The sequence below is a fragment of the Leyella stercorea genome (assembly GCF_021531655.1).
This window is the reverse complement of sequence record NZ_JADYUF010000005.1, coordinates 12,827-33,813: the sequence shown is the minus strand read 5'-3', so window position 1 is coordinate 33,813 and position 20,987 is coordinate 12,827. Positions and strand designations below refer to the sequence as shown.

At 49.4% G+C, this 20,987-nt stretch carries 15 protein-coding genes; 9 read left to right on the top strand and 6 right to left on the bottom strand.

Annotated elements, in window-relative coordinates; translation table 11 throughout:
- Positions 1-4: 4 nt before the first annotated feature.
- The 5 genes from rprY to I6E49_RS02335 all read right to left on the bottom strand — a co-directional run bounded on the left by rprY (position 5) and on the right by I6E49_RS02335 (position 7,345).
- On the bottom strand, positions 5-703 hold the full coding sequence (rprY, locus tag I6E49_RS02355; RefSeq protein WP_235400226.1) for a response regulator transcription factor RprY: 699 nt from the start codon (positions 701-703) through the stop codon (positions 5-7).
- Positions 704-791: 88 nt separating this feature from the next.
- On the bottom strand, positions 792-2,351 hold the full coding sequence (locus tag I6E49_RS02350; RefSeq protein ID WP_235400225.1) for a sensor histidine kinase: 1,560 nt from the start codon (positions 2,349-2,351) through the stop codon (positions 792-794).
- Positions 2,352-2,584: 233 nt separating this feature from the next.
- Positions 2,585-4,120 (bottom strand): DUF5687 family protein, encoded by a 1,536-nt coding sequence (locus tag I6E49_RS02345; protein WP_235400224.1) that lies wholly within the window; start codon positions 4,118-4,120, stop codon positions 2,585-2,587.
- Positions 4,121-4,144: 24 nt separating this feature from the next.
- Complete coding sequence (locus I6E49_RS02340) at positions 4,145-4,771, bottom strand: LolA-like putative outer membrane lipoprotein chaperone (protein WP_235400223.1); 627 nt, start codon at positions 4,769-4,771, stop codon at positions 4,145-4,147.
- A gap of 6 nt (positions 4,772-4,777) precedes the next feature.
- On the bottom strand, positions 4,778-7,345 hold the full coding sequence (locus I6E49_RS02335) for an FtsK/SpoIIIE family DNA translocase (RefSeq protein ID WP_235400222.1): 2,568 nt from the start codon (positions 7,343-7,345) through the stop codon (positions 4,778-4,780).
- Between the two features lie 155 nt (positions 7,346-7,500).
- Here I6E49_RS02335 and I6E49_RS02330 point away from each other — a divergent pair, with 155 nt between their 5' ends.
- From I6E49_RS02330 to uvrA, 5 genes are all read left to right on the top strand, one after another.
- The gene (locus tag I6E49_RS02330; protein ID WP_235400221.1) at positions 7,501-8,121 is read left to right on the top strand and encodes a 3'-5' exonuclease; all 621 of its coding nucleotides are present in this window, start codon (positions 7,501-7,503) and stop codon (positions 8,119-8,121) included.
- 47 nt (positions 8,122-8,168) lie between these two features.
- A complete protein-coding gene (locus tag I6E49_RS02325) occupies positions 8,169-9,350 on the top strand; it encodes a class I SAM-dependent rRNA methyltransferase (RefSeq protein WP_235400220.1) in 1,182 nt (393 codons plus the stop codon).
- A 25-nt stretch (positions 9,351-9,375) separates the two neighbouring features.
- Positions 9,376-10,782, top strand: coding sequence for a tRNA lysidine(34) synthetase TilS (gene tilS / locus I6E49_RS02320; protein ID WP_235400218.1), 1,407 nt, complete (start codon positions 9,376-9,378; stop codon positions 10,780-10,782).
- 354 nt (positions 10,783-11,136) lie between these two features.
- Positions 11,137-13,122 carry a transcription termination factor Rho gene (gene rho, locus I6E49_RS02315; protein ID WP_235400217.1) on the top strand — a complete coding sequence of 662 codons (1,986 nt, stop codon included), beginning with the start codon at positions 11,137-11,139 and terminating at the stop codon, positions 13,120-13,122.
- 1 nt (position 13,123) lies between these two features.
- Positions 13,124-15,931 (top strand): excinuclease ABC subunit UvrA, encoded by a 2,808-nt coding sequence (gene uvrA / locus I6E49_RS02310; RefSeq protein ID WP_235400216.1) that lies wholly within the window; start codon positions 13,124-13,126, stop codon positions 15,929-15,931.
- A 126-nt stretch (positions 15,932-16,057) separates the two neighbouring features.
- On the opposite strand, the gene I6E49_RS02305 is transcribed toward uvrA, so the two are convergent.
- Positions 16,058-16,864, bottom strand: a complete 807-nt coding sequence (locus I6E49_RS02305) for an MBL fold metallo-hydrolase (protein ID WP_235400215.1) — start codon at positions 16,862-16,864, stop codon at positions 16,058-16,060.
- A gap of 214 nt (positions 16,865-17,078) precedes the next feature.
- On the opposite strand from I6E49_RS02305, the gene I6E49_RS02300 reads away from it, so the two are divergent.
- The 4 genes from I6E49_RS02300 to hisA all read left to right on the top strand — a co-directional run bounded on the left by I6E49_RS02300 (position 17,079) and on the right by hisA (position 20,978).
- Positions 17,079-17,480 carry a hypothetical protein gene (locus tag I6E49_RS02300; RefSeq protein WP_235400214.1) on the top strand — a complete coding sequence of 134 codons (402 nt, stop codon included), beginning with the start codon at positions 17,079-17,081 and terminating at the stop codon, positions 17,478-17,480.
- Between the two features lie 11 nt (positions 17,481-17,491).
- Positions 17,492-19,444: an ABC-F family ATP-binding cassette domain-containing protein gene (locus tag I6E49_RS02295; protein WP_235400213.1), complete on the top strand. Its 1,953-nt coding sequence runs from the start codon at positions 17,492-17,494 to the stop codon at positions 19,442-19,444.
- A gap of 224 nt (positions 19,445-19,668) precedes the next feature.
- Positions 19,669-20,262: an imidazole glycerol phosphate synthase subunit HisH gene (gene hisH, locus I6E49_RS02290; RefSeq protein WP_235400212.1), complete on the top strand. Its 594-nt coding sequence runs from the start codon at positions 19,669-19,671 to the stop codon at positions 20,260-20,262.
- Positions 20,259-20,978, top strand: coding sequence for a 1-(5-phosphoribosyl)-5-[(5-phosphoribosylamino)methylideneamino]imidazole-4-carboxamide isomerase (gene hisA, locus I6E49_RS02285; protein ID WP_235400211.1), 720 nt, complete (start codon positions 20,259-20,261; stop codon positions 20,976-20,978). The genes hisH and hisA overlap by 4 nt, the downstream gene beginning before the upstream one ends.
- Positions 20,979-20,987 lie beyond the last annotated feature (9 nt).

The following is a 20,987-nucleotide window of genomic DNA, read 5'->3' as shown; positions in this document are numbered from 1 at the left end:
TTGCTTATTCTTCTTCTGGGGTGATAAGCTTGTACCCCTTTCCGTGTATATTGATTATCTCAATCTGATCGTCGTCCTTAAGATGCTTGCGCAACTTGGTGATGTACACGTCCATAGAACGGGCGTTGAAGTAGTTGTCGTCAATCCAGATGGTCTTCAAGGCGAAGTCGCGTTGCAGAATCTCGTTGGCGTGGCTGCAGAGCAAGGCGAGCAGCTCGTTCTCCTTAGTGGTGAGCTTAGTCTGCTTGTCGCCAATACTGAGCAGCTGCTTCTGGGTGTCGAAAGTGAAGCGGCCGATGTGGTAGACCGTACTCTCCTTGGTCTTCTTGCCACGTACGCGACGCAGGATGGCCTCAATACGGAATACAAGCTCTTCCATAGAGAAAGGCTTGGTGATGTAGTCGTCGGCACCAATCTTGAAGCCTTCGAGAATGTCCTCCTTCAGCGTCTTGGCTGTGAGGAATATGATAGGTATCTCGGCGTTGGCCTGACGTATTTCCTGGGCGAGTGTGAATCCGTCTTTCTTGGGCATCATCACGTCGAGAACACATATATCAAACTTTGTCTTCATGAAGGCGCGGTAGCCGGCTTCGCCGTCTGGGCACAATTCGGCTGTATAGCCCTTGGCCTGCAGGTATTCACGTAGAAGCATACCGAGGTTTTCATCGTCCTCGCAAAGCAGAATTTTCAAATTTTCGTCCATAGTCGTATTGTTTTAAATTGTTTTTTTACTGTTTATTTTTACCAAATGTCCACTCTCGTTTTATTAGACGAGGCAGACATCAGAAAGTTTAATCCTTGATGACGGGTAATTTTATTGTGAACTTGGTTCCCTTGCCCAGCTCGCTGTCTATAGTGATGTCGCCGTTGTGGAGCATTATGATTTTCTTGACGTAAGCCAGTCCGAGTCCGAATCCCTTCACGTCGTGCACGTTGCCCGTGTGTACGCGGTAGAACTTGTCGAACACCTTCTTCAGGTTTTCCTTCTTTATGCCCAGTCCCGTGTCGCGTACCGAGAGGTAGAGGTGGTTGTCGTCGTTCCATGTGCGCAGGTAGATGTTAATCGGCTGGTCGGGCTTGCGATACTTCACGGCGTTGTCGAGCAGATTGTTTATCACGTTCTGGAAGTGTACCTCGTCGACGTAGAGAGCCGACTCGATGGCTTCTATCTCGGTGTATATCTTGCCTCCGGTATGCTCTACGCGCAACGTGAACGAGTTGGCTATGTTCTCCACCATTTCGTTCAGGTCGAGACGCTTCTTCTTGAACACGGCCTTCTTGCGGTCGAACATCGACATCTGCAGCACTTTCTCCACGAGGAATCTAAGGCGTTTTGATTCGTCGTTGATCACCTTGCCGAGATGCTTGGTCATGACAGGACTCTTGGTGACACTCTCGTCGTTCATCATCTGTGCTGCCAACGAGATGCTGGCTATCGGCGTCTTCAACTCGTGTGTCATATTGTTGATGAAGTCGTTCTTTATCTCGGTATAGCGCTTCTGACGGAATATCACCACGATGGTGAATATGAACGTTATGAGCAGCACCATAGTGAACGCTACCGACGGTATCATGAAGCGTACCGACGAGTAGATGTACGAGCCCATATCGGGGAAGTGGATGCGTACTACGCCCATCTTCGACTGCGGGTCGTTGCGGAACAGCACCTGCGAATATGTGAACTCTTCGCCCTCGTCGGTATAGTCGGGACAACGGTACACTTCGCGTCCGTCCTGGGTGCTGACGGTAAAGTGATAGGTGATGTTGATGCCGTTGTTCATCAGCTCTGCCTTCAGGTCCTGGTCGAGCAGCTTGAAGTTGATGCGCTCCTTGAGCGGCTTCTCCGAGGCTGAATAGAGTATGGAGTATACCACTTCGTCAAGCAGGGCTTTCTGGTAGACATAGCGGTTTTTCACTATCTGCTGCATCGACTTGGCCGCCTCGCTGAACGAGTTCTTGTCCGTATGGAGTATCATGGCCTTGGGCATCTGTGAGGGGCGTGTGGTTATGGTCTTCAGTTCGAACGACGAGTATATGGTGCCGTCCTTGCCTATTACCGAGTACTGGTGCGACTGCTGTATGCTGCCGTCGAGCTTGCCCGTGAGCGTGCCTATGGAGTCTTTCTTGAATGAGCGGCGTTCGGTTTCGTTGACATCCTTCTCAAGATAGCGCAGGGTTTCGTTAAGCTCCAGATTGCGCGAGGCCTGATAGAGTGCGCGGTTTACCGACTCGTCAAATTGCTCCTTCTTCATGTCCACCATCTCCTGGATGTATCTGAGCTGCAGATACAGCAGGGCGAGAAACGAGAATCCCATGATGATGGCTATTGTCCATATTGTTCTTTTCTTCATGCCTGATGTTGTGTTACGGATGATGTGCATCGAGCGCGCCACTTGCTGTATGGAGTGGTGCTGGGGGTGTCGGCACTTTTATTGATTGCAAAGATAGATTAAAATGTGTAATGTCAAAACGTTTTGTACGACTATTACTGACGGATTGCGATTTATTAACTAAAAACGGCGTCTATAATTGCCGTATGCTAATTATAGACGCCTTGCGGTTTTGCTTTCTGTTTTTTGAAGTTTTATCGGGTGGAGGTAAATCCCTCCAGATTGTCGTATTTGCGCTTCATCATGCGGTTGTATATGTTGCGCAGCCACAGGCGGTTGGTCAGCACGAACGCGAGTCCGATGGCAAGCATTATGCCATATGTCGTCTCGGGGCTGAACATGGTCTGTAGCGTGGTGACGATGATGTTGGGTATGATGAATACCACGCCCGTGATAATCATCTGTACGTAATTGCCGTCTAGTCCGCCCTTCGACGTTATCTTCTCGTTCATGGGTATGGTCTGGTGCGTGTATACTGCCGACTGGAATATCACGAAATACTGGAATCCCATGGTGTAGACGGCATAGCTGGCAAGCATCATAAGCGGCATCTTGCCGGCTATGACCATAGGCTGCATCAGCACGAACGGCAGCAGGAGCATGGCCGAATAGAATATGTATTTGGCGTGCAGCAGGGCGAGTATGTTCTCGCGCCTTACGAACAGCAGGTCCACGTAGTTGCCTTCGTATCCCATCACCTTGACGAGTATTGTGGCTCCAGGCAGTATGAATATGTATAGTGCCCAGAAGTTGGTCATTACGTCCGAATCGTATATGTCGGTAGTGATGATGAGCATGCTTAGTATGATGGTGAACACTATGCTCATGATTATCGCCTTGCGTGGGTTGCGGTTGCGCATGAGCTGCTTTATCTCCAGCTGGAGGAATGTGCCAAGCTCGCCGTAACGTTCGAGGAAGCTGAACCTAATGACGTGCTTCAAGCTCTTGGGCTTGCTGGCGCCCATGGTCTCCATGCATACTGCTGCATATTGCACATGGCGGTTGGCGAGGACGAGTATTGCCGTCAGTGCCATCATGGCAAGTAGCGGCCACATGCTGTGTCCGCCTATGGCGTCGCCCGGCAACGAGTAGACGCGCAAGTATTGCTGTAGCCCGGCATCATGGCCCAGATAGAGCGGAGACGCTTCGAGTGCGTAGAAGCCCACGGGCAGGAGCCACCACAGAAAAGAGCGGTTGGCGAGGGTGCGTGTCAGACTGTACCATTGGCTGTTGGCGACAGCTGCCAGTAGCGTCACAATCACAAGATAAACCATCGTGAGCATGCCGTAGCTGAACGCTACCGACATGATGGAGTAGGGGATGACGAGGATGAGCCACGTAAGATTGCCCCACGATGTGAGCGACGAGAATATGAATGCGTCGACGCAGGCGTGTCGGGGTAGCGGCAGCAGCATGTAGGGCCGTGCTATCTGCGAGGGAGTCTGCTGCACGGCTAACCTCATTAGGAAGTCAATGCACATGACGGCTGGCAGAAGGGCGCACATCAACTCTACGCTTGTCATGGAGCGCATGTCGTTGGCTATCAAGGCAAACAATACCGCCAGCATTATAAGGTAGCCTACAATAAAGAGCGAGGCTATGCTAACCATTACCTTGGCAAAGCGGTTGCTCTCGTAGTCGAATGCGCGTCGGTCGGCAAGCCGGCGATGGCTTAGCAGCAGGCGTATTGTCTGCCATATTGTAAGGCGTGTCTGCATAGTATGTGTCATGGGGATAAGGTGTGTAATGTGCTACTATCTGAGGTCGATTACTTCGGCCGACGGATAGTCCTTGGAGTTGAACGTGAAGAGGCTGTCGGGCTGCTTCTTGGCTGAGAAGTTGCTTATCGTGACGGTATACCAGCGTCCGTTGTGCTTCATCTTGACGCGCGACGGCACGTATGTCTTGCTGTTTACCGTGACGTACATCTCCTGGATGCTGCGCTTCTGGTTCTGCGCTACAAGGTGAACCTCGTAGCTGGCACCAGCCTTGGCAGACGACATCTTGTATCCTGTCTTGTACACATTAATAAATGTATATGGGTTCATCATCTGCTGCTGCGCCTGAGTTGGGGTGCTTATGTTCACCTCGTTGTTCTTCTTCATGTAGGTCCATTGTGTCTTGCCGTTGAACCATACTATGGCCTGCGGAGTGCGGGCGTTGAACTTGCCGCCCTTGACGGCTATCGTGCCCGACACGTTGCCCGTGGTGGGATTGTTGAGGGTGAACGATGCGCTTACGCCACTCTTATGTCCTATTACCTTCGATGTCTTGTCGAGTATGGCACGAGCCTGCGCTGTGTTTGACTGTGCCATTGACTGAACGCTTGATACTACCGCCATGGCGGCTACAAGCAGAATACTTAACAATGTGTGTTTCATAATCGTTTACATTCGTTTCAGTTGTCCTATAATGTTATCCAGTTGGTTCTCGTCGGCTATGAGCACGTCGCGTGGCTTGCCTCCGTGTGCCGCTCCTACTATGCCTGCCTTCTCGAGCTGGTCCATGAGTCGTCCGGCACGGTTGTAGCCTATGGAGAATCTGCGTTGTATCATACTTGTGCTGCCTTGCTGGCTGATGATTACCGAGCGTGCTGCCTCTTCGAAGAGGGGGTCGATGGCTCCTATGTCGCTTGACGAGCCTGATGCTCCGTCGCCAGCCTCGTCGTTCTTGGGCTCGGGCAGCTGCATGGGGCTTGTCGGTCCCGACTGCTTGGCTATGTACTCGTTTATCTGTATTATCTCGGGAGTGTTGATGAATGCACATTGTACACGTGTAGGCTCGTTGCCGTTGAGATAGAGCATGTCGCCCATACCGATGAGCTGGTTGGCTCCCGGACGGTCGAGGATGATGCGCGAGTCCATCATCGAGCTTACCTTGAACGCTATGCGTCCGGGGAAGTTGGCCTTGATGTTGCCCGTGATGATTGATGTAGTAGGGCGTTGGGTGGCTATAATCATGTGTATTCCCACGGCACGTGCCAGCTGGGCGATACGTGCTATAGGCATCTCCACCTCCTTGCCGGCTGTCATGATGAGGTCGCCAAACTCGTCGATGATTACTACGATGTATGGCATGAACTCGTGGCCGTGCTCGGGATTGAGCTTGTGGCGCAGATACTTGTCGTTATATTCCTTGATGTTGCGCGCTCCTGCCAGTTTCAGCAGGTCGTAGCGATGGTCCATGAGTGTGCAGAGGCTCTTGAGCGTGCGCACCACCTTGGTCACGTCGGTAATGATAGGCTCGTCGTCGTCGTCCACCTGCGCCATGAAGTGGTCGGCTATGGGGGCATAGACGCTGAACTCAACCTTCTTCGGGTCGATGAGCACAAGCTTCAGCTCGTTGGGATGCTTCTTGTACAATAGCGACGTGATGATAACGTTCAGACCTACCGACTTACCCTGGCCCGTGGCACCTGCTACGAGCAGATGCGGAATCTTGGTGAGGTCGGCCATGAACACCTCGTTGGTGATGGTCTTGCCGAGCGCTATAGGCAGGTCGAACTTGGTCTCCTGGAACTTGCGCGAGTTCAATATGCTCTCCATCGACACGTTGTGGCGCTTCTTGTTCGGCACCTCTATGCCTATGGTTCCCTTGCCAGGTATCGGGGCTATAATACGCACGCCAAGAGCCGAGAGTCGCAGGGCTATGTCGTCCTCAAGGTTGCGTATCTTGGTGATGCGTATTCCCTCGGCAGGAGTTATCTCGTATAGGGTGATTGTAGGACCTACAGTAGCCTTGATCTCACGTATGTCGATGCCGAAGCTCTTGAGCACCTTCACAATCTCCTCGTTGTGCGCCTTTACCTCCTCCATGTCTACGTATGGCTTGCCGTCGTTGGAGTCTTTGTTTAGCAGGTCGAGTCCCGGATAGCGGTATCTCGTGAATGGTTCGAGCGGATTGATTGGGGTGTCTATGTCGTGATTTTGTGTGCTTATGTTGCCGTTGGCCTTGTCTTCCTTGCCCACCTCAACCGTAAGCTGGCTGTCGGCTCCGTCAGGATTACCCTTGATGTTGTTGTCGGAGAGTTTGGCAGCTGACTTTGCCGGCTTGGTGTCGGGCTGCGCACCGCTCATGTCTGTAAGGTCGATTACCGACGTTAGCTCTGGCTCGTCGTCGCCCTTGCCGGCATTCTTGCCGTTATTGTCTTTGTTGCCGTTCTTGCCGATATTGTCGTTATTGTCGGCGGCAACGGTCTTGCCGGTGATGTTGTCGACAGGCTCTTCGTCGTCATAGTCGGCATCGGCCTGGTCGGTTTCCCCGTCTTTGCCGGTCTTCTCCACTATGCTCGATACGGCCGACGACACAGCCCGTCCTGCGTTGGCTGTACCCTTGGCAAGAGGATTGAGCATACGGCGGAAGCATGTGATGGTCTGAGTGCTGATGAATGTGAGTAGCGCTATGGCTGTGAAGAAGAGTATGGCTGCAAGTCCAGGAGGACCTATCACGTTCTCGGCATACTCTACACACAAGGCTCCGTGTCGGCCGCCAGGATTGAATGTCAGTTCGCCCGTAAATGGAGCCACCACCTTGGCGAGGAATACCGACAGCCAATACATAGCTATTGCCATTCCGAAGAACCATTTCCACATGTTGACCATGCAGATGCGCATCAGCCTTACTCCGGCAAGCACCAGGAACGAGGGAATCATGAATGCTGCAAATCCGAAGTTCTCGGTCATGAAGAAGTAGGACAGCATGGCTCCTACCGAGCTGCAATAGTTCTGGAATATACGTTCGGTATTGAACCACTCGCCAGGACGCATGCTCTCGAGTATGCTTTGGTCGGCTGCGCCCGTGGTCAGAAATGACGACATCGCCACAAACAGATATATAGCGAACAATATGATAATCAATCCTAAGAGAAAATCGGTTCTCTCGCTTCTCAGAAAACTCGAAAGTCCGAGCGCTTCCTTAATGTTAGCGGGTTTGCGTTCCGCCTTTTTCTTTGCCATTTTATTTAGTTTAGATTTTATTACACATTTGTGCCTTCTCTGCAGAAAATCTCTTTCGCAACAGAATATTCATCACAAAATTAGTGGAAAAAACTCGTAAAGCACCATAATTTCATAACTTTTTTCTAATTTTGCAGTATCTTTAAATGTTCGGAATGAAAAAGACAATATACAACAAGTTTGACAAAGCTACCATTAATGCCCTTCCATTAGTGGAGTATCCATATAAAATCAACGTCATCTTGAACGAATACGAGGCTGAGCGTGCCGTCGACTATCTGCTCACGTGTGACATCCTTGGTGTAGACACGGAGACGAAACCTGCCTTCCGCCGTGGACAGAACCATAAGGTGGCGTTGCTGCAGGTGGCCACACGCGAACAATGTTTCCTTTTCCGCCTCAATCATCTGGGACTCCCTCAGTCGATAATCAGACTACTCTCCAATCGCATGGTGCCAATGGTGGGGCTCTCGTGGCACGACGACATAATGTCGCTTCATAGACGTGCCGAGTTCACACCCGGATGGTTTATCGACATTCAAGACATAATAGGCAATATCGGTATTGAGGACAAGAGCCTGCAGAAGCTGTATGCCAACCTCTTCGGTGAGAAGATAAGCAAGCGCCAGCGACTCACCAACTGGGAGGCAGACGTGCTCTCCGACAAGCAGAAGGAGTATGCCGCCATCGACGCTTGGGCGTGCATCAACCTCTATGACGAAATAATGAGGCTTATGGCTACGGGCGATTATGAATTGAAGAAGGTTGAACTTTGATTCCAGAATTCTCAAAAACTCAAAACTCTAAAAGATTCTAAAAGACTATGTATAAGAAACTATATCTGAAAAAAGGCAAGGAAGAGAGTCTGAAGCGCTTTCATCCTTGGATATTCTCTGGAGCCGTAGCCAATGTGGACGAGGGCGTGGAGGAAGGCGAACTGGTGCGTGTCATTACCGCGTCGGGCGATTTTATTGCTGTCGGCATGTTCCAGATAGGCAGCATAGCCGTGCGTGTGCTCTCGTTTCGTGACGTGGAAATCGATGCCGAGTTCTGGGAGTCGCGACTGGAGTCGGCTTGGCAGATGCGCAAGGCTATCGGACTCATCGGACGTGACAATAATAACACGTTCCGACTGGTACATGGCGAGGGCGACAACCTGCCAGGACTCATTATCGACTGCTATGGCGATACTGCCGTAATGCAGGCTCATTCGGTTGGTATGCACGTCTATCGTAATGAAATCTGCGAAGCTCTCGTCAAGGTGGCTGGAGGCGAAATCGCCAACGTCTACTACAAGAGCGAGACAACCCTGCCGTTTAAGGCTGATATTGAGCACGAGAACGGATTTATATACGGCTCGATGGGAAGCGACGTCGCCATGGAGAACGGACTTAATTTCCATATCGACTGGCTCAAGGGCCAGAAGACAGGGTTCTTCGTTGACCAGCGCGAAAACCGACACTTGCTCGAAACTTACTCGAAAGGACGCTCGGTTCTGAACATGTTCTGCTATACCGGTGGCTTCTCGGTATACGCCATGCGTGGTGGAGCCAAACTTGTACACTCGGTAGACAGTAGCGCCAAGGCCATCGAACTCACCAACAAGAATATTGCCATGAACTTCCCTGGCGACGAGCGTCATGCCGCATTCTGCGAAGACGCATTCAAGTATCTTGATGCCAACGACAAGATGTACGACCTCATCGTGCTCGACCCGCCTGCTTTTGCCAAGCATCGCGCAGCTTTGCGCAACGCGCTCAAGGGCTACACGCGCCTTAATGTGAAGGGTCTGCAACGCATCAAGCCGGGAGGCATCCTCTTCACGTTCAGCTGCTCGCAGATTGTGTCGAAGGAGAACTTCCGTAATGCGGTATTTACTGCTGCAGTCCAGGCCAACCGCAAGGTGCGCATCCTGCATCAGATTCATCAGCCTGCCGATCATCCCATCAATATCTATCACCCGGAGGGCGAATATCTGAAGGGACTGGTACTCTACGTGGAGTAAGAGAAGGTCATTCTATATATGTATAATGAACAATAACGTACTGAATAATTTCATCAATAGGGTGGGGGCGTTCGCCTCTGCCCATCGTTTGTTTGTGACGGGTGGCAAATATATCGTCGCCCTTTCGGGAGGTGCCGATAGCGTGGCGTTGCTGCTTGCTATGCGGAGTATGGCTGCCAAGTGGCAAATGCAGGTTGAGGCTGCCCATTGCAATTTCCGTCTGCGTGGCGACGAGTCCGACCGCGACGAGCGCTTCTGCCAGACTCTGTGTGCCGATTGCAACATCCCGTTGCATCTCGTTCATTTCGACACACGCGAGTATGCCTCGCTACATCATGTCAGCATCGAGATGGCTGCCCGACGCCTGCGCTATGACTATTTCGAGCGTCTGCGCCATGACATCGCAGCCGACGGCATCTGTGTGGCTCATCATCGTGACGATAGCGTTGAGACGGTTCTGCTGAATCTTGTGCGTGGTACGGGCATTCGCGGTCTGCGTGGCATTCAGCCTCGTAACGGCTATATTCTGCGTCCTATGCTCTCTGTCAGCCGTAATGACATAGTCGGCTATCTCAATAGCCAGGACCAGTCGTACGTTACCGATAGCACCAATCTCGTGCCCGACGTAAAGCGCAACAAGATACGCCTTGAGCTTATGCCTCTATTGCAACAGCTCAATCCTAATGTGGCGCAGTCGATATTCGAAACGTCCTTGCGTGTAGGCGAGGCCGTGAATGTCTACGACGATGCCATAGGCAGGGCTATGGCTGATGTTGTCGAAGGCTGCAGCCAAAGTGTCTTTACAGTAGACATCGCTCGCCTGCTTGCACAAGTGTCGCCCGAAAGCGTGTTGTTTCATGTCCTCAGTCCGTGTGGCTTCACTTCGTCGCAGGTCGAAATGCTGTATTCGGTTCTCGCACGTCAGTCGGACCGCACCCGTGTATTCGCCTCCAATACACACGAATTGTGTTTCAATCGCGACAGCCTTCTCGTTCAGCCTCTTAACTATGGTGTCCATACCCTTGACAAGAAGGTTCCCGAATGCGGACTCTATTCGTTTGCAGACAATCTGAAGTTCGACTTCCACATCGCTCCCGTTGACGACAACTTCAAGCCAAGTGTCGCCCCCCTCTGCGTAACGCTCGATGCTGAGATGGTAGCATGGCCGCTTACCGTCCGTAATACTTCCGATGGCGACCGCTTTACACCATTCGGAATGAAGCATTCCAAACTCGTAAGCGATTATCTTACCGACCGCAAACGCTCTATATTTGACAAGCGTCGCCAGCTCGTAGTAGCTGACGCTAACGGTAGAATAGTATGGCTGGTGGGCGAACGTACCGACAACCGCTTCCGCACAACTGCTAACACAACTCAGGTGCTGACGATTTCCGTAGAGAATCAGGAGCATACAACCCCCTATCGCAAGTGAAGCCGATTTCGCCCGAACACATCCCGAAGGCATCCCGAACACATCCCGAAGACCCACATGACTTCTATTAAACAAAAAAATGGTTCATCCGACATTTGTCAATATACTTTCAAGCATCCCCACTTCTATCATCATTACTCCAAATGTCAGATGAACCATATTTATGCTCTTTTGAGTTTTACAGGACAGCAATAAATTTTGATGTACAGTTAATATTGGTTAAATGTTTCGTAAGTTGTTTTTCTACCTTGTGCCACTTTACGAAAAAAACTGTAACTTTGCATTATAATTCAACTCAAGATTACATCGACTTCTGTTCTGAAGCGTAATCTTTCATTTTTTTTTAGAAAATCCATGTATAGTAAAGAAGAATTGTCAGCCAAGGATATGGCTGAATTGCAAGATATTGCGCACGAAATGGGCATTGAACCTCCGGCAGAAGGCAATCCTGAAGAGCTGGTGTATGCAATACTCGACAGGCAAGCCGAGATTGAAGGCAACAAGAACCCGCTCGGAACAAAACGTCGTCGCACCAGAATTACCAAGAAAGATACCGACCGCGTGTATACTGTGAATGGCAAGGAAGGCGAAAACTTTGACGTTAAGAAAAACAAGGCCGACGATGCTGAGCCTAAAGCACAGACAAAGGCTGATGCCGAAGCTGCAACGATGACTCCCGAAGAAATGCTCTCGGCAATACCCAAGCATAGAGGACGCAAGTCGAAGAAGGAACTTGAACTGCTCTCGGCAATACAGGAACGTAAACGCCAGGACGAGTTGGCTGCGCAAGAGGCTATGGAGGTACAGGCTGCACAGCCTGATGCCATACAGACTATGCAGCAGCCTGAACCCGAAATGATTCCGGCTGAACCACTGACAGAAGACGGAATGAACGACGGCGACATACCAGAAGCGTCATTTGCACACCAAGAGCAGACTGCCGAAGATGGTGTGAATGAAGACATGCTGGCACAACTGCAGGCAAAGATAAAGTCGCACAACGAAAATGCCGACACCAACGCATCTACACCCGACGGAGTGTGGGCAGGCGACCCAGGCGACGGTACCGACTTTATCACAGTTGTCGACCTGCCTATCGAAGACCAGGGTGCCGTACCGACATACGACATGTTCGACAATCCTACTACAAACGTACAGCATACAGCCCAGCCGTACCAACAGCAGCCACAACCCCAGCCCGAAGAGCCTCTGTATGACTTTACCGATCTTGTTAAGGCCAACGGAGTGCTTGAAGTTATGCCCGACGGATATGGATTCCTCCGCTCAAGCGACTACAACTATCTCTCGTCGCCCGACGATATATATGTATCCACACAGCAGGTTAAGAGCTACGGTCTCAAGACAGGTGACGTTGTCGACTGTCACGTACGTCCGCCACACGACGGCGAAAAATACTTCCCGCTCACAAGTATCGACATGATAAACGGACGCAACCCCAACGAGATACGCGACCGTGTGGCATTCGAACATCTTACTCCTCTGTTCCCCGACGAGAAATTCAACCTTTGTGGCGATAGAGCCACGACAAATCTCAGTACACGTATTGTCGACCTCTTCTCGCCTATAGGCAAGGGACAACGCGCGCTAATCGTGGCACAGCCCAAAACCGGCAAGACAATCCTTATGAAGGATATTGCCAACGCTATTGCTGCCAATCATCCGGAGGCTTACCTTATGATGCTGCTCATCGACGAGCGCCCCGAGGAGGTTACAGATATGGCACGTACCGTAAATGCTGAGGTGATTGCCTCTACATTCGACGAGCCTGCCGAACGCCACGTCAAGATTGCTGGAATAGTACTCGAGAAAGCCAAACGTATGGTAGAGTGTGGACACGACGTCGTGATATTCCTCGACTCGATAACACGTCTGGCACGCGCATACAATACCGTTTCGCCTGCATCGGGCAAGGTGCTTACCGGTGGTGTCGACGCAAACGCTTTGCAGAAGCCCAAGCGATTCTTTGGCGCAGCACGTAATATCGAGAATGGAGGTTCGCTCACAATCGTAGCAACAGCCCTCATCGATACCGGCTCGAAGATGGACGAAGTGATATTCGAGGAATTCAAGGGAACTGGCAATATGGAGTTGCAGCTCGACCGCTCATTGTCGAACAAGCGTATCTTCCCAGCTGTCAATCTTGTGGCTTCAAGTACGCGTCGTGACGATCTGCTGCAGGACAAGACCACACTCGACAGAATGTGGATTCTGCGCAAGTACATTTCGGATATGAACCCTATAGAGGCGATGAATACCATACACGACCGTATGCATCGTACTCGCGACAACGAGGAGTTCCTCTTGTCCATGAACGACTGATATGGAAAAATTCATAGAAGTAAAAGGAGCGCGGGTAAACAATCTGAAGGACATCAGTCTGAGGATACCGCGCGACAAGCTTATTGTAATAACCGGAATCTCTGGTTCCGGTAAATCATCGCTGGCTTTCGACACCTTGTATGCCGAAGGCCAGCGACGTTATGTAGAGTCGCTTTCTTCGTACGCCAGACAGTATCTTGGCAGAATGAGCAAACCCGAATGCGACTATATAAAGGGTCTGCCACCAGCTATTGCCGTAGAACAGAAGGTAATATCGCGAAATCCAAGAAGTACAGTTGGTACTTCTACCGAAATTTACGAATATCTCCGTTTGCTTTTCGCACGTATAGGTCGTACCTACTCGCCCATAAGTGGCAAGGAGGTGAAGACGCATACCGTAGACGATGTGCTGGAGTGTACGCGTCAATACTCCGAGGGCACCAAATTTGCTGTCCTGGCACCTCTTAATGTTGTCAAGGGACGCACGCTACACGAACAGCTGACAGCCGAATTGCAACAAGGCTATTCGCGCATTTTGTATAAAGGAGATTTTCTGCGCATAGACGATTTCCTGGCTGGTGATAAGAATGATGCGATTGCCGAACCGCTTTATGTATTGATAGATAGAATGAGCGTAAGCTCTTCAGAATCAAGCGTCTCACGATTGACAGAATCGGTCGAGACTGCTTTCTATGAGGGCTACGGTACATGCCGACTTGTATTCCCGCCATCAAATATATGCTACGACTTCTCTACATCGTTTGAGGAGGATGGCATAACATTCGAGAAGCCTACCGACAATATGTTTGCATTCAACTCTCCCGCAGGAGCTTGTCCTGAGTGTGAGGGATTTGGCAAGGTGATAGGTATTGACGAGAAACTGGTTGTCCCCAACACGTCGCTTAGCGTGTATGACGGATGTGTACAATGTTGGCATGGCGAGAAGCTGGGAGCGTGGAAGACAGAATTCTGTCGCAGGGCTGCCAACGACAAGTTCCCTATTTTTGAACCTTACTTCAATCTTACAAGGGCTCAGAAGGACATGCTGTGGCATGGTCTTCCGTCCGATCGCAACCGGGATGTACGAGATAGGGTGTGCATCGACTCCTTCTTCCAGATGGTGAAGGAAAACCAGTATAAGATACAATACCGTGTCCTGCAAAGCCGTTATCGTGGAAAGACTATCTGTCCCGTATGTCATGGCACCCGACTCAAGAAGGAGGCTACATGGGTTAAGATAGGCGGAATGAGCATAACCGAATTGGTGGAGATGTCGGTAGTAAACTTGAAGGCTTGGTTTGAAAATCTACAGCTCAGCGAACATGAGGCTAAGATTGGCAAGCGCCTGCTTACGGAGATAAACAAACGTCTGCAGTTCTTGCTCGATGTAGGCCTGGGGTATCTTACACTCAATCGCCCGTCTGATTCGCTTAGTGGTGGCGAGAGCCAGCGCATCAATCTTACTACAAACCTCGGAAGCTCGCTTGTGGGTTCGGTCTATATTCTCGACGAGCCAAGCATAGGATTGCATAGCCGAGATACTGATAGACTGATACATGTGTTGCGTGAACTGCAACAGCTTCACAATACGGTTATTGTCGTAGAGCATGACGAGGATATAATGCGTGCTGCCGATTATATTATTGATGTGGGTCCGGATGCAGGCCGACTCGGAGGCGAGATAGTGTTTGAGGGTACGCTCGATGACATAAATCATACCGACCCCAATGCCACACGTAGCTATACCGTACGCTATCTTTCAGGAATGGAGAGCATACCCGTGCCGCAGTCGCGACGTCAATGGAATCATGCCATAAAGATAAATGGTGCACGAATGAACAATCTTCGTGGTATAGACGTCACTCTGCCGCTTAATGTTCTGACGGTAGTAACAGGTGTGAGCGGCTCGGGTAAGTCGTCGCTTATTAAGGGAATTCTGTATCCGGCATTAAAGCGGCATCTTAACGAGGTGGCTGATGCTCCTGGCGAATACTCGTCATTGGGAGGCGACTGGCAGATGGTGAAGCATGTGGAATTTGTCGACCAAAACCCTATAGGCAAGAGCACACGTTCTAATCCTGCTACTTACATCAAGGCCTATGACACCATACGTCAGCTCTTTGCAAGTCAGCCCCTGGCAAAACAAGAGGGATATACAGCCCAATACTTCTCGTTTAATGCCGAAGGTGGACGTTGTGAGGAGTGTAAGGGTGCAGGAGTGATAACGGTAGAGATGCAGTTTATGGCCGACCTTGTACTGGAGTGTGACGCATGCCATGGCAAACGATTCAAGAAGGAAATTCTCGACGTACGCTTCCATGACAAGAACATCTATGACGTTCTGAACATGACTGTTTCGGAAGCTATCGATTTCTTTGAGAAGTATGGCGAAAAGCAGATTGCCGACAAGCTGCAGCCGCTTGATGCTGTAGGACTTGGATACATCAAGTTGGGTCAAAGTTCGTCAACCCTATCGGGGGGTGAGAACCAGCGCGTCAAACTTGCCTATTTTATAGGACAAGAACGTCAGGAACCTACACTCTTCATATTCGACGAGCCAACAACAGGACTGCACTTTCATGACATCCATCGATTGCTCAAGTCGTTCAATACGCTCATCGAGAAAGGGCATTCAATCATCGTGATTGAACACAATATGGACGTTATAAAATGTGGCGACTATGTGATTGATCTCGGTCCGGATGGAGGCAATAAGGGTGGTAATATTGTGTGTTGTGGCACTCCAGAGGAAGTGGCAAAATGTAAGGCGAGCGCAACAGGACGATATTTAAGCGAGAAGTTAAGGTGAGTATAAAACGATAATACAACAAGAACAATATTGTTAACTTTTTATTGGATTTAACGATATTGTTCTTGTTGTTTTTTTTTGTTCAGGTGTTGTTCTTTGTCTTACGTTCTGATATTGTTGGATTATCTACGTCAAACTGAATATGCCTGTAGGTAGTGTGCGACGTAGAACCTCTACTTTCACGTCTTCGCCAACCCTTATGCCTGTCATTTCAAGCGTTTGGCTGATTGTGTTGAGTGCCAGCTCTGGCTTGTTGTTCTCTTGGCTGAGATGACACAGCCATACGTGCTTGAGGGTGTGGGTGAAGTTCTCGGCCAAGGCTTGGGCACATTGTGTGTTGCTCAGATGGCCGTGTCCGTTCTTGATGCGGTCCTTCAGATAGCGGGGGTAAGGTCCGGTCTCAAGCATCTGCGGGTCGTAGTTGGCCTCGATTACCAGATAGTTGGCGCGGCTGATTATGCTTTTCATCTCATCGGTTATGGTACCCACATCTGTTAGCAGACAGAATACAACGCCGTCAGCCTCAATCAAATATCCCACGTTGTCCGAACTGTCGTGGGGCACGTTAAAGGGAGTGATGCTGAAATCACCTACATTGAAGCTCTGTCCCTTGACTACCTTCATGCGGTTGGAGTGGGCGAGTTTGCAACGCATGCAGTAGTTGCGGTCCATACCTGCATGAACAGTCTCGGTAGCATATACCGGCAGATTGAACTTCTTGCTCAAGCTGCCTACCGACTTGATGTGGTCAGCATGGTCGTGAGTGACAAGTATGCCATCGAAACCATCGACAAATCGCAATCCGTAATCATGAAAAGCCTTCTTGAGCGATCTTGTACCAACGCCTACATCAATAAGTAGACCCGAATTTTGCGTGTATAAATAATAGCAGTTGCCACTACTTCCGCTTCCAAAAGATATAAAGTTCAGCATTTTTTTCTTCTATAAACATTAAAACGCCGGCAATGGTAAAGCGTCATAACTTGACTGTTTTACCTTTGTCGGCTTCAATTTTAATACAAAATTAAGCAAAAGGGGTGAATATGCCAAAGAAAATAAGTAATTTTGTACTTGTTATAAAACAAAGAAGCAATTGGATATGTCGGTAAAACATATATTATTGGTCACTTTTGCCTGTGTTATGGCAATGTGCCTTGCAAGTGCATGCTCGCTAAAAGATGATGCTGCTGTAGAAATTTGTGCCAAAAACTTTGGACAGAATTACTTCAACCTCCGTCTGTGTCAAGCTTCCATTTTGTGTACTGAACGCTCGCATAAGTGGATGGCTTTCTATGCGTCGAACATCAGCCAGGAAGATGTCAATGTGGTTAATGCACAGGCTGATAGCGCATTGTGCGACATAAGCGATATTGATATAGACAGCGATAGCGCACGAGTGAAAATGACGGTACAGAACTTTCTGATGTGCGACTCGATAGGACGTCATGGCAGAATGTGTAAGAAAGGCAAGTGTGAGCTGATTCTAAGAAAAGAAGTAGAAACGTGGAAGGTCGACCTCAACGGCCCAATCACAATAACAGAAGAATAAGAAACGAAAATATGATATCAATAGAAGGACTCTCAGTAGAGTTCAGCGCAAAGCCATTGTTCAGAAATGTGAGCTTTGTAGTGAACGACCGCGACCGTATAGCACTTGTTGGCAAGAATGGAGCAGGCAAGTCGACTATGCTGAAGATTATATGCGGAATGCAGAAACCTACAGACGGTAAGGTTGCCATACCTAACGACACAACAATAGGCTATCTGCCACAGGTGATGATTCTGCAGGACAACACTACTGTCAAGGAGGAGGCACTCAAGGCTTTCTCGGACGTGACAAAGATGAAGGCCCGTATTGACGACCTGAACCATCAGCTGACAGAGCGTACCGATTATGAAAGCGAATCATATGCCGCACTTGTGGAGAAATTCACACAAGAACACGACCGCTACATGATGCTCGGTGGTGACAACTATGAGGCGGAAATAGAGCGCACGCTTACCGGCCTTGGCTTTTTGCGTACAGACTTCGACCGCCTTACAAGCGAATTCTCGGGCGGATGGCGAATGCGTATAGAGTTGGCTAAGATATTGTTGCGTCGTCCAGACATCTTATTGCTCGACGAGCCTACCAACCATCTTGATATTGAAAGTATAGGATGGCTTGAGAGATTTCTGCAACAAAGCGCCAAGGCTGTGGTACTGGTTAGTCACGACCGTGCATTCATCAACAATGTTACCAATCGCACAATCGAAATCACCTGTGGACAGGTTAACGACTATCGTGTGAAGTACGACGAATACATAAAGCTGCGCGACGAACGCCACGAACAGCAGCTGCGTGCTTATGAAAACCAGCAGAAGGAGATAGCCGACATAAAGGACTTCATAGAGCGTTTCCGATACAAGCCGACCAAGGCTGTGCAGGTACAAAGCCGCATAAAGCAGCTGGAGAAGATAGTACCAATTGAGGTGGACGAGGTGGACAATGCCACGATGCACTTGAAATTTCCTCCATGTCTGCGCTCGGGCGATTACCCCGTGATATGCAACGGGGTGGGTAAGACTTATGGCGACCACAACGTGTTTGCGAATGTAGACCTTACCATTAAGCGAGGCGAGAAGGTGGCATTTGTAGGCAAGAACGGCGAGGGTAAGTCGACGCTTGTGAAATGTATCATGGGCGAGATACCATTCGACGGCAACCTTAAGGTTGGACACAACGTGCAGATAGGCTACTTTGCGCAAAATCAGGCGCAGCTGCTTGACGGCGAACTTACCGTGTTTGAAACCATAGACAATGTGGCAAAGGGCGACATTCGACTGAAGATAAAGAACATTCTGGGTTCGTTCATGTTCTGTGGCGAGGATGTAGACAAACAGGTGAAGGTGTTGTCGGGTGGCGAACGCAGTCGATTGGCAATGATAAAACTGCTGCTCGAACCCGTTAATCTGCTAATCCTCGACGAGCCTACCAACCATCTTGACATCGCCTCGAAAGAGGTGCTGAAGGAAGCTATCCTCGCCTTTGACGGCACGGCTATCATAGTCAGCCACGACCGTGAATTTCTTGACGGTCTCGTAAGCAAGGTCTACGAATTTGGTGGCGGCAAGGTGAGAGAGCACATAGGTGGCATATACGACTATCTGAGGGCACATAATGCCGAAGACATGACTGCGCTCAATACGTCGGGCACGTTTGCTGCTAATACGGCTAATGCCGAGTCGGCAAAAAAGGCAGACGATGCCGAGAAGTCGCAAGCTAAGGAAAGCTATGCCGAGCACAAGGAGAAGCAGAAGAAAATACGCAAGATAGAAAAACTCGTGAAGGAATCGGAGGCAAAGATAGAGTCTATGGAAAACCGACTGAAGGAACTCGACGAGAAACTCTGTACGCCAGAAGGTGCTTCAGACATGAAACTTGTCAACGAATACACATCCGTGAAGATGCGTATGGACGAAGAAGAGGAACGCTGGACCCAACTGTCGGAAGAACTTGAGGCTTTGGCGTGACAAATCGTAAAATGAGGTGCGTATATTTGTATAAAATTGACATATATAAGTCATTATACGAGTCAAACGTGTTATAATGAGCTGACAGGACATTAAAAAACGGCAAAATCATATTCTAAACACAGAAAAATTTGTAACTTTGCCGAGGATAGCACCCCTAATATGTCAAATTTTCATGCTTAATGGGCATGAAGCCTTATGTATCTCAACAAAACACAAAGCTTATGCAGATAGCTATAGTCAAGTATAATGCTGGTAATATCAGGTCGGTAGTGAACGCCTTGCAACGCATCGGGTGCAATCCTGTTATAACAGATTCTCCAGAAGTCTTGCAATCGGCCGACAAGATAATATTCCCTGGACAGGGGGCTGCCGGCGAGACAATGAAGTATCTGAAAGAACACAAGCTCGACAGACTGATATGCGACTTGCGGCAGCCTGTACTTGGAATATGTATAGGGCAACAGCTTATGTGCCGACATTCGGAAGAGGACAATACCGATTGTCTTGGAATATTTCCTGTAGATGTGAAGCGGTTTATACCGACTGACAATTCGGAAAAAGTGCCGGCTATGGGGTGGAACAATATATATAGCCTGAAAACAGAGCTGTTTGAACATATTAGCGAAGACGATTTCGTGTATTTCGTACATAGCTTTTATGTGCCGGTTTGCGAATATACTGTTGCTGTGGCTGACTATACTCTGCCATTCAGCGCAGCTCTGAGAAAGGATAATTTCTACGCAACACAGTTTCATCCGGAGAAAAGCGGTGGTGTGGGCGAAAAGATATTAAGAAACTTCATTGAACGCGTATGATAGAACTGATACCTGCCATCGACATTATCAATGGTGAATGCGTGAGACTGACAAAAGGCGACTATTCGCAGAAGAAAGTGTATGGCAAGCCAATAGATATGGCTGCCGAACTGGAACGGACCGGATTCAAGCGACTGCATATGGTAGACTTGGACGGAGCGAAATCGAAACATGTGGTAAATGCTAACGTACTAAACGAAGTATGTAAAGCTACAAACCTTACGGTAGACTTCGGCGGAGGCATTAAGACACAGGACGACATGGATACGGCATTCGATAATGGAGCCTCGATGGTGACAATAGGAAGCATCTCATATACCAATCCGCAGATGTTTTCCGAATGGCTGAAACGATACGGACCGGAACGTATAATTCTGGGTGCTGACGTTCTTGACGGCAGGATTGCCATAAACGGATGGCTGGAACATACCGAACGTGACATTTTCGATTTTATTGGTTTCTACAAAGCCAAAGGTGTTAGCAAGGTGTTGTGTACCGATATCTCAAAGGACGGCGCACTTGCAGGTACATCTATAGAACTGTACCGGAAGATAATGAAGCACTTCCCCGATCTGCATCTCATAGCAAGTGGCGGTGTGTCGTCGGCTGATGACATTATCGCTCTCGATGAGGCAGGTATTCCTGCTGTAGTATTCGGAAAGGCATACTACGAAGGCCGCATAGACATTAACCGTATAAGTCACCTCATAAAATAATGAACGATT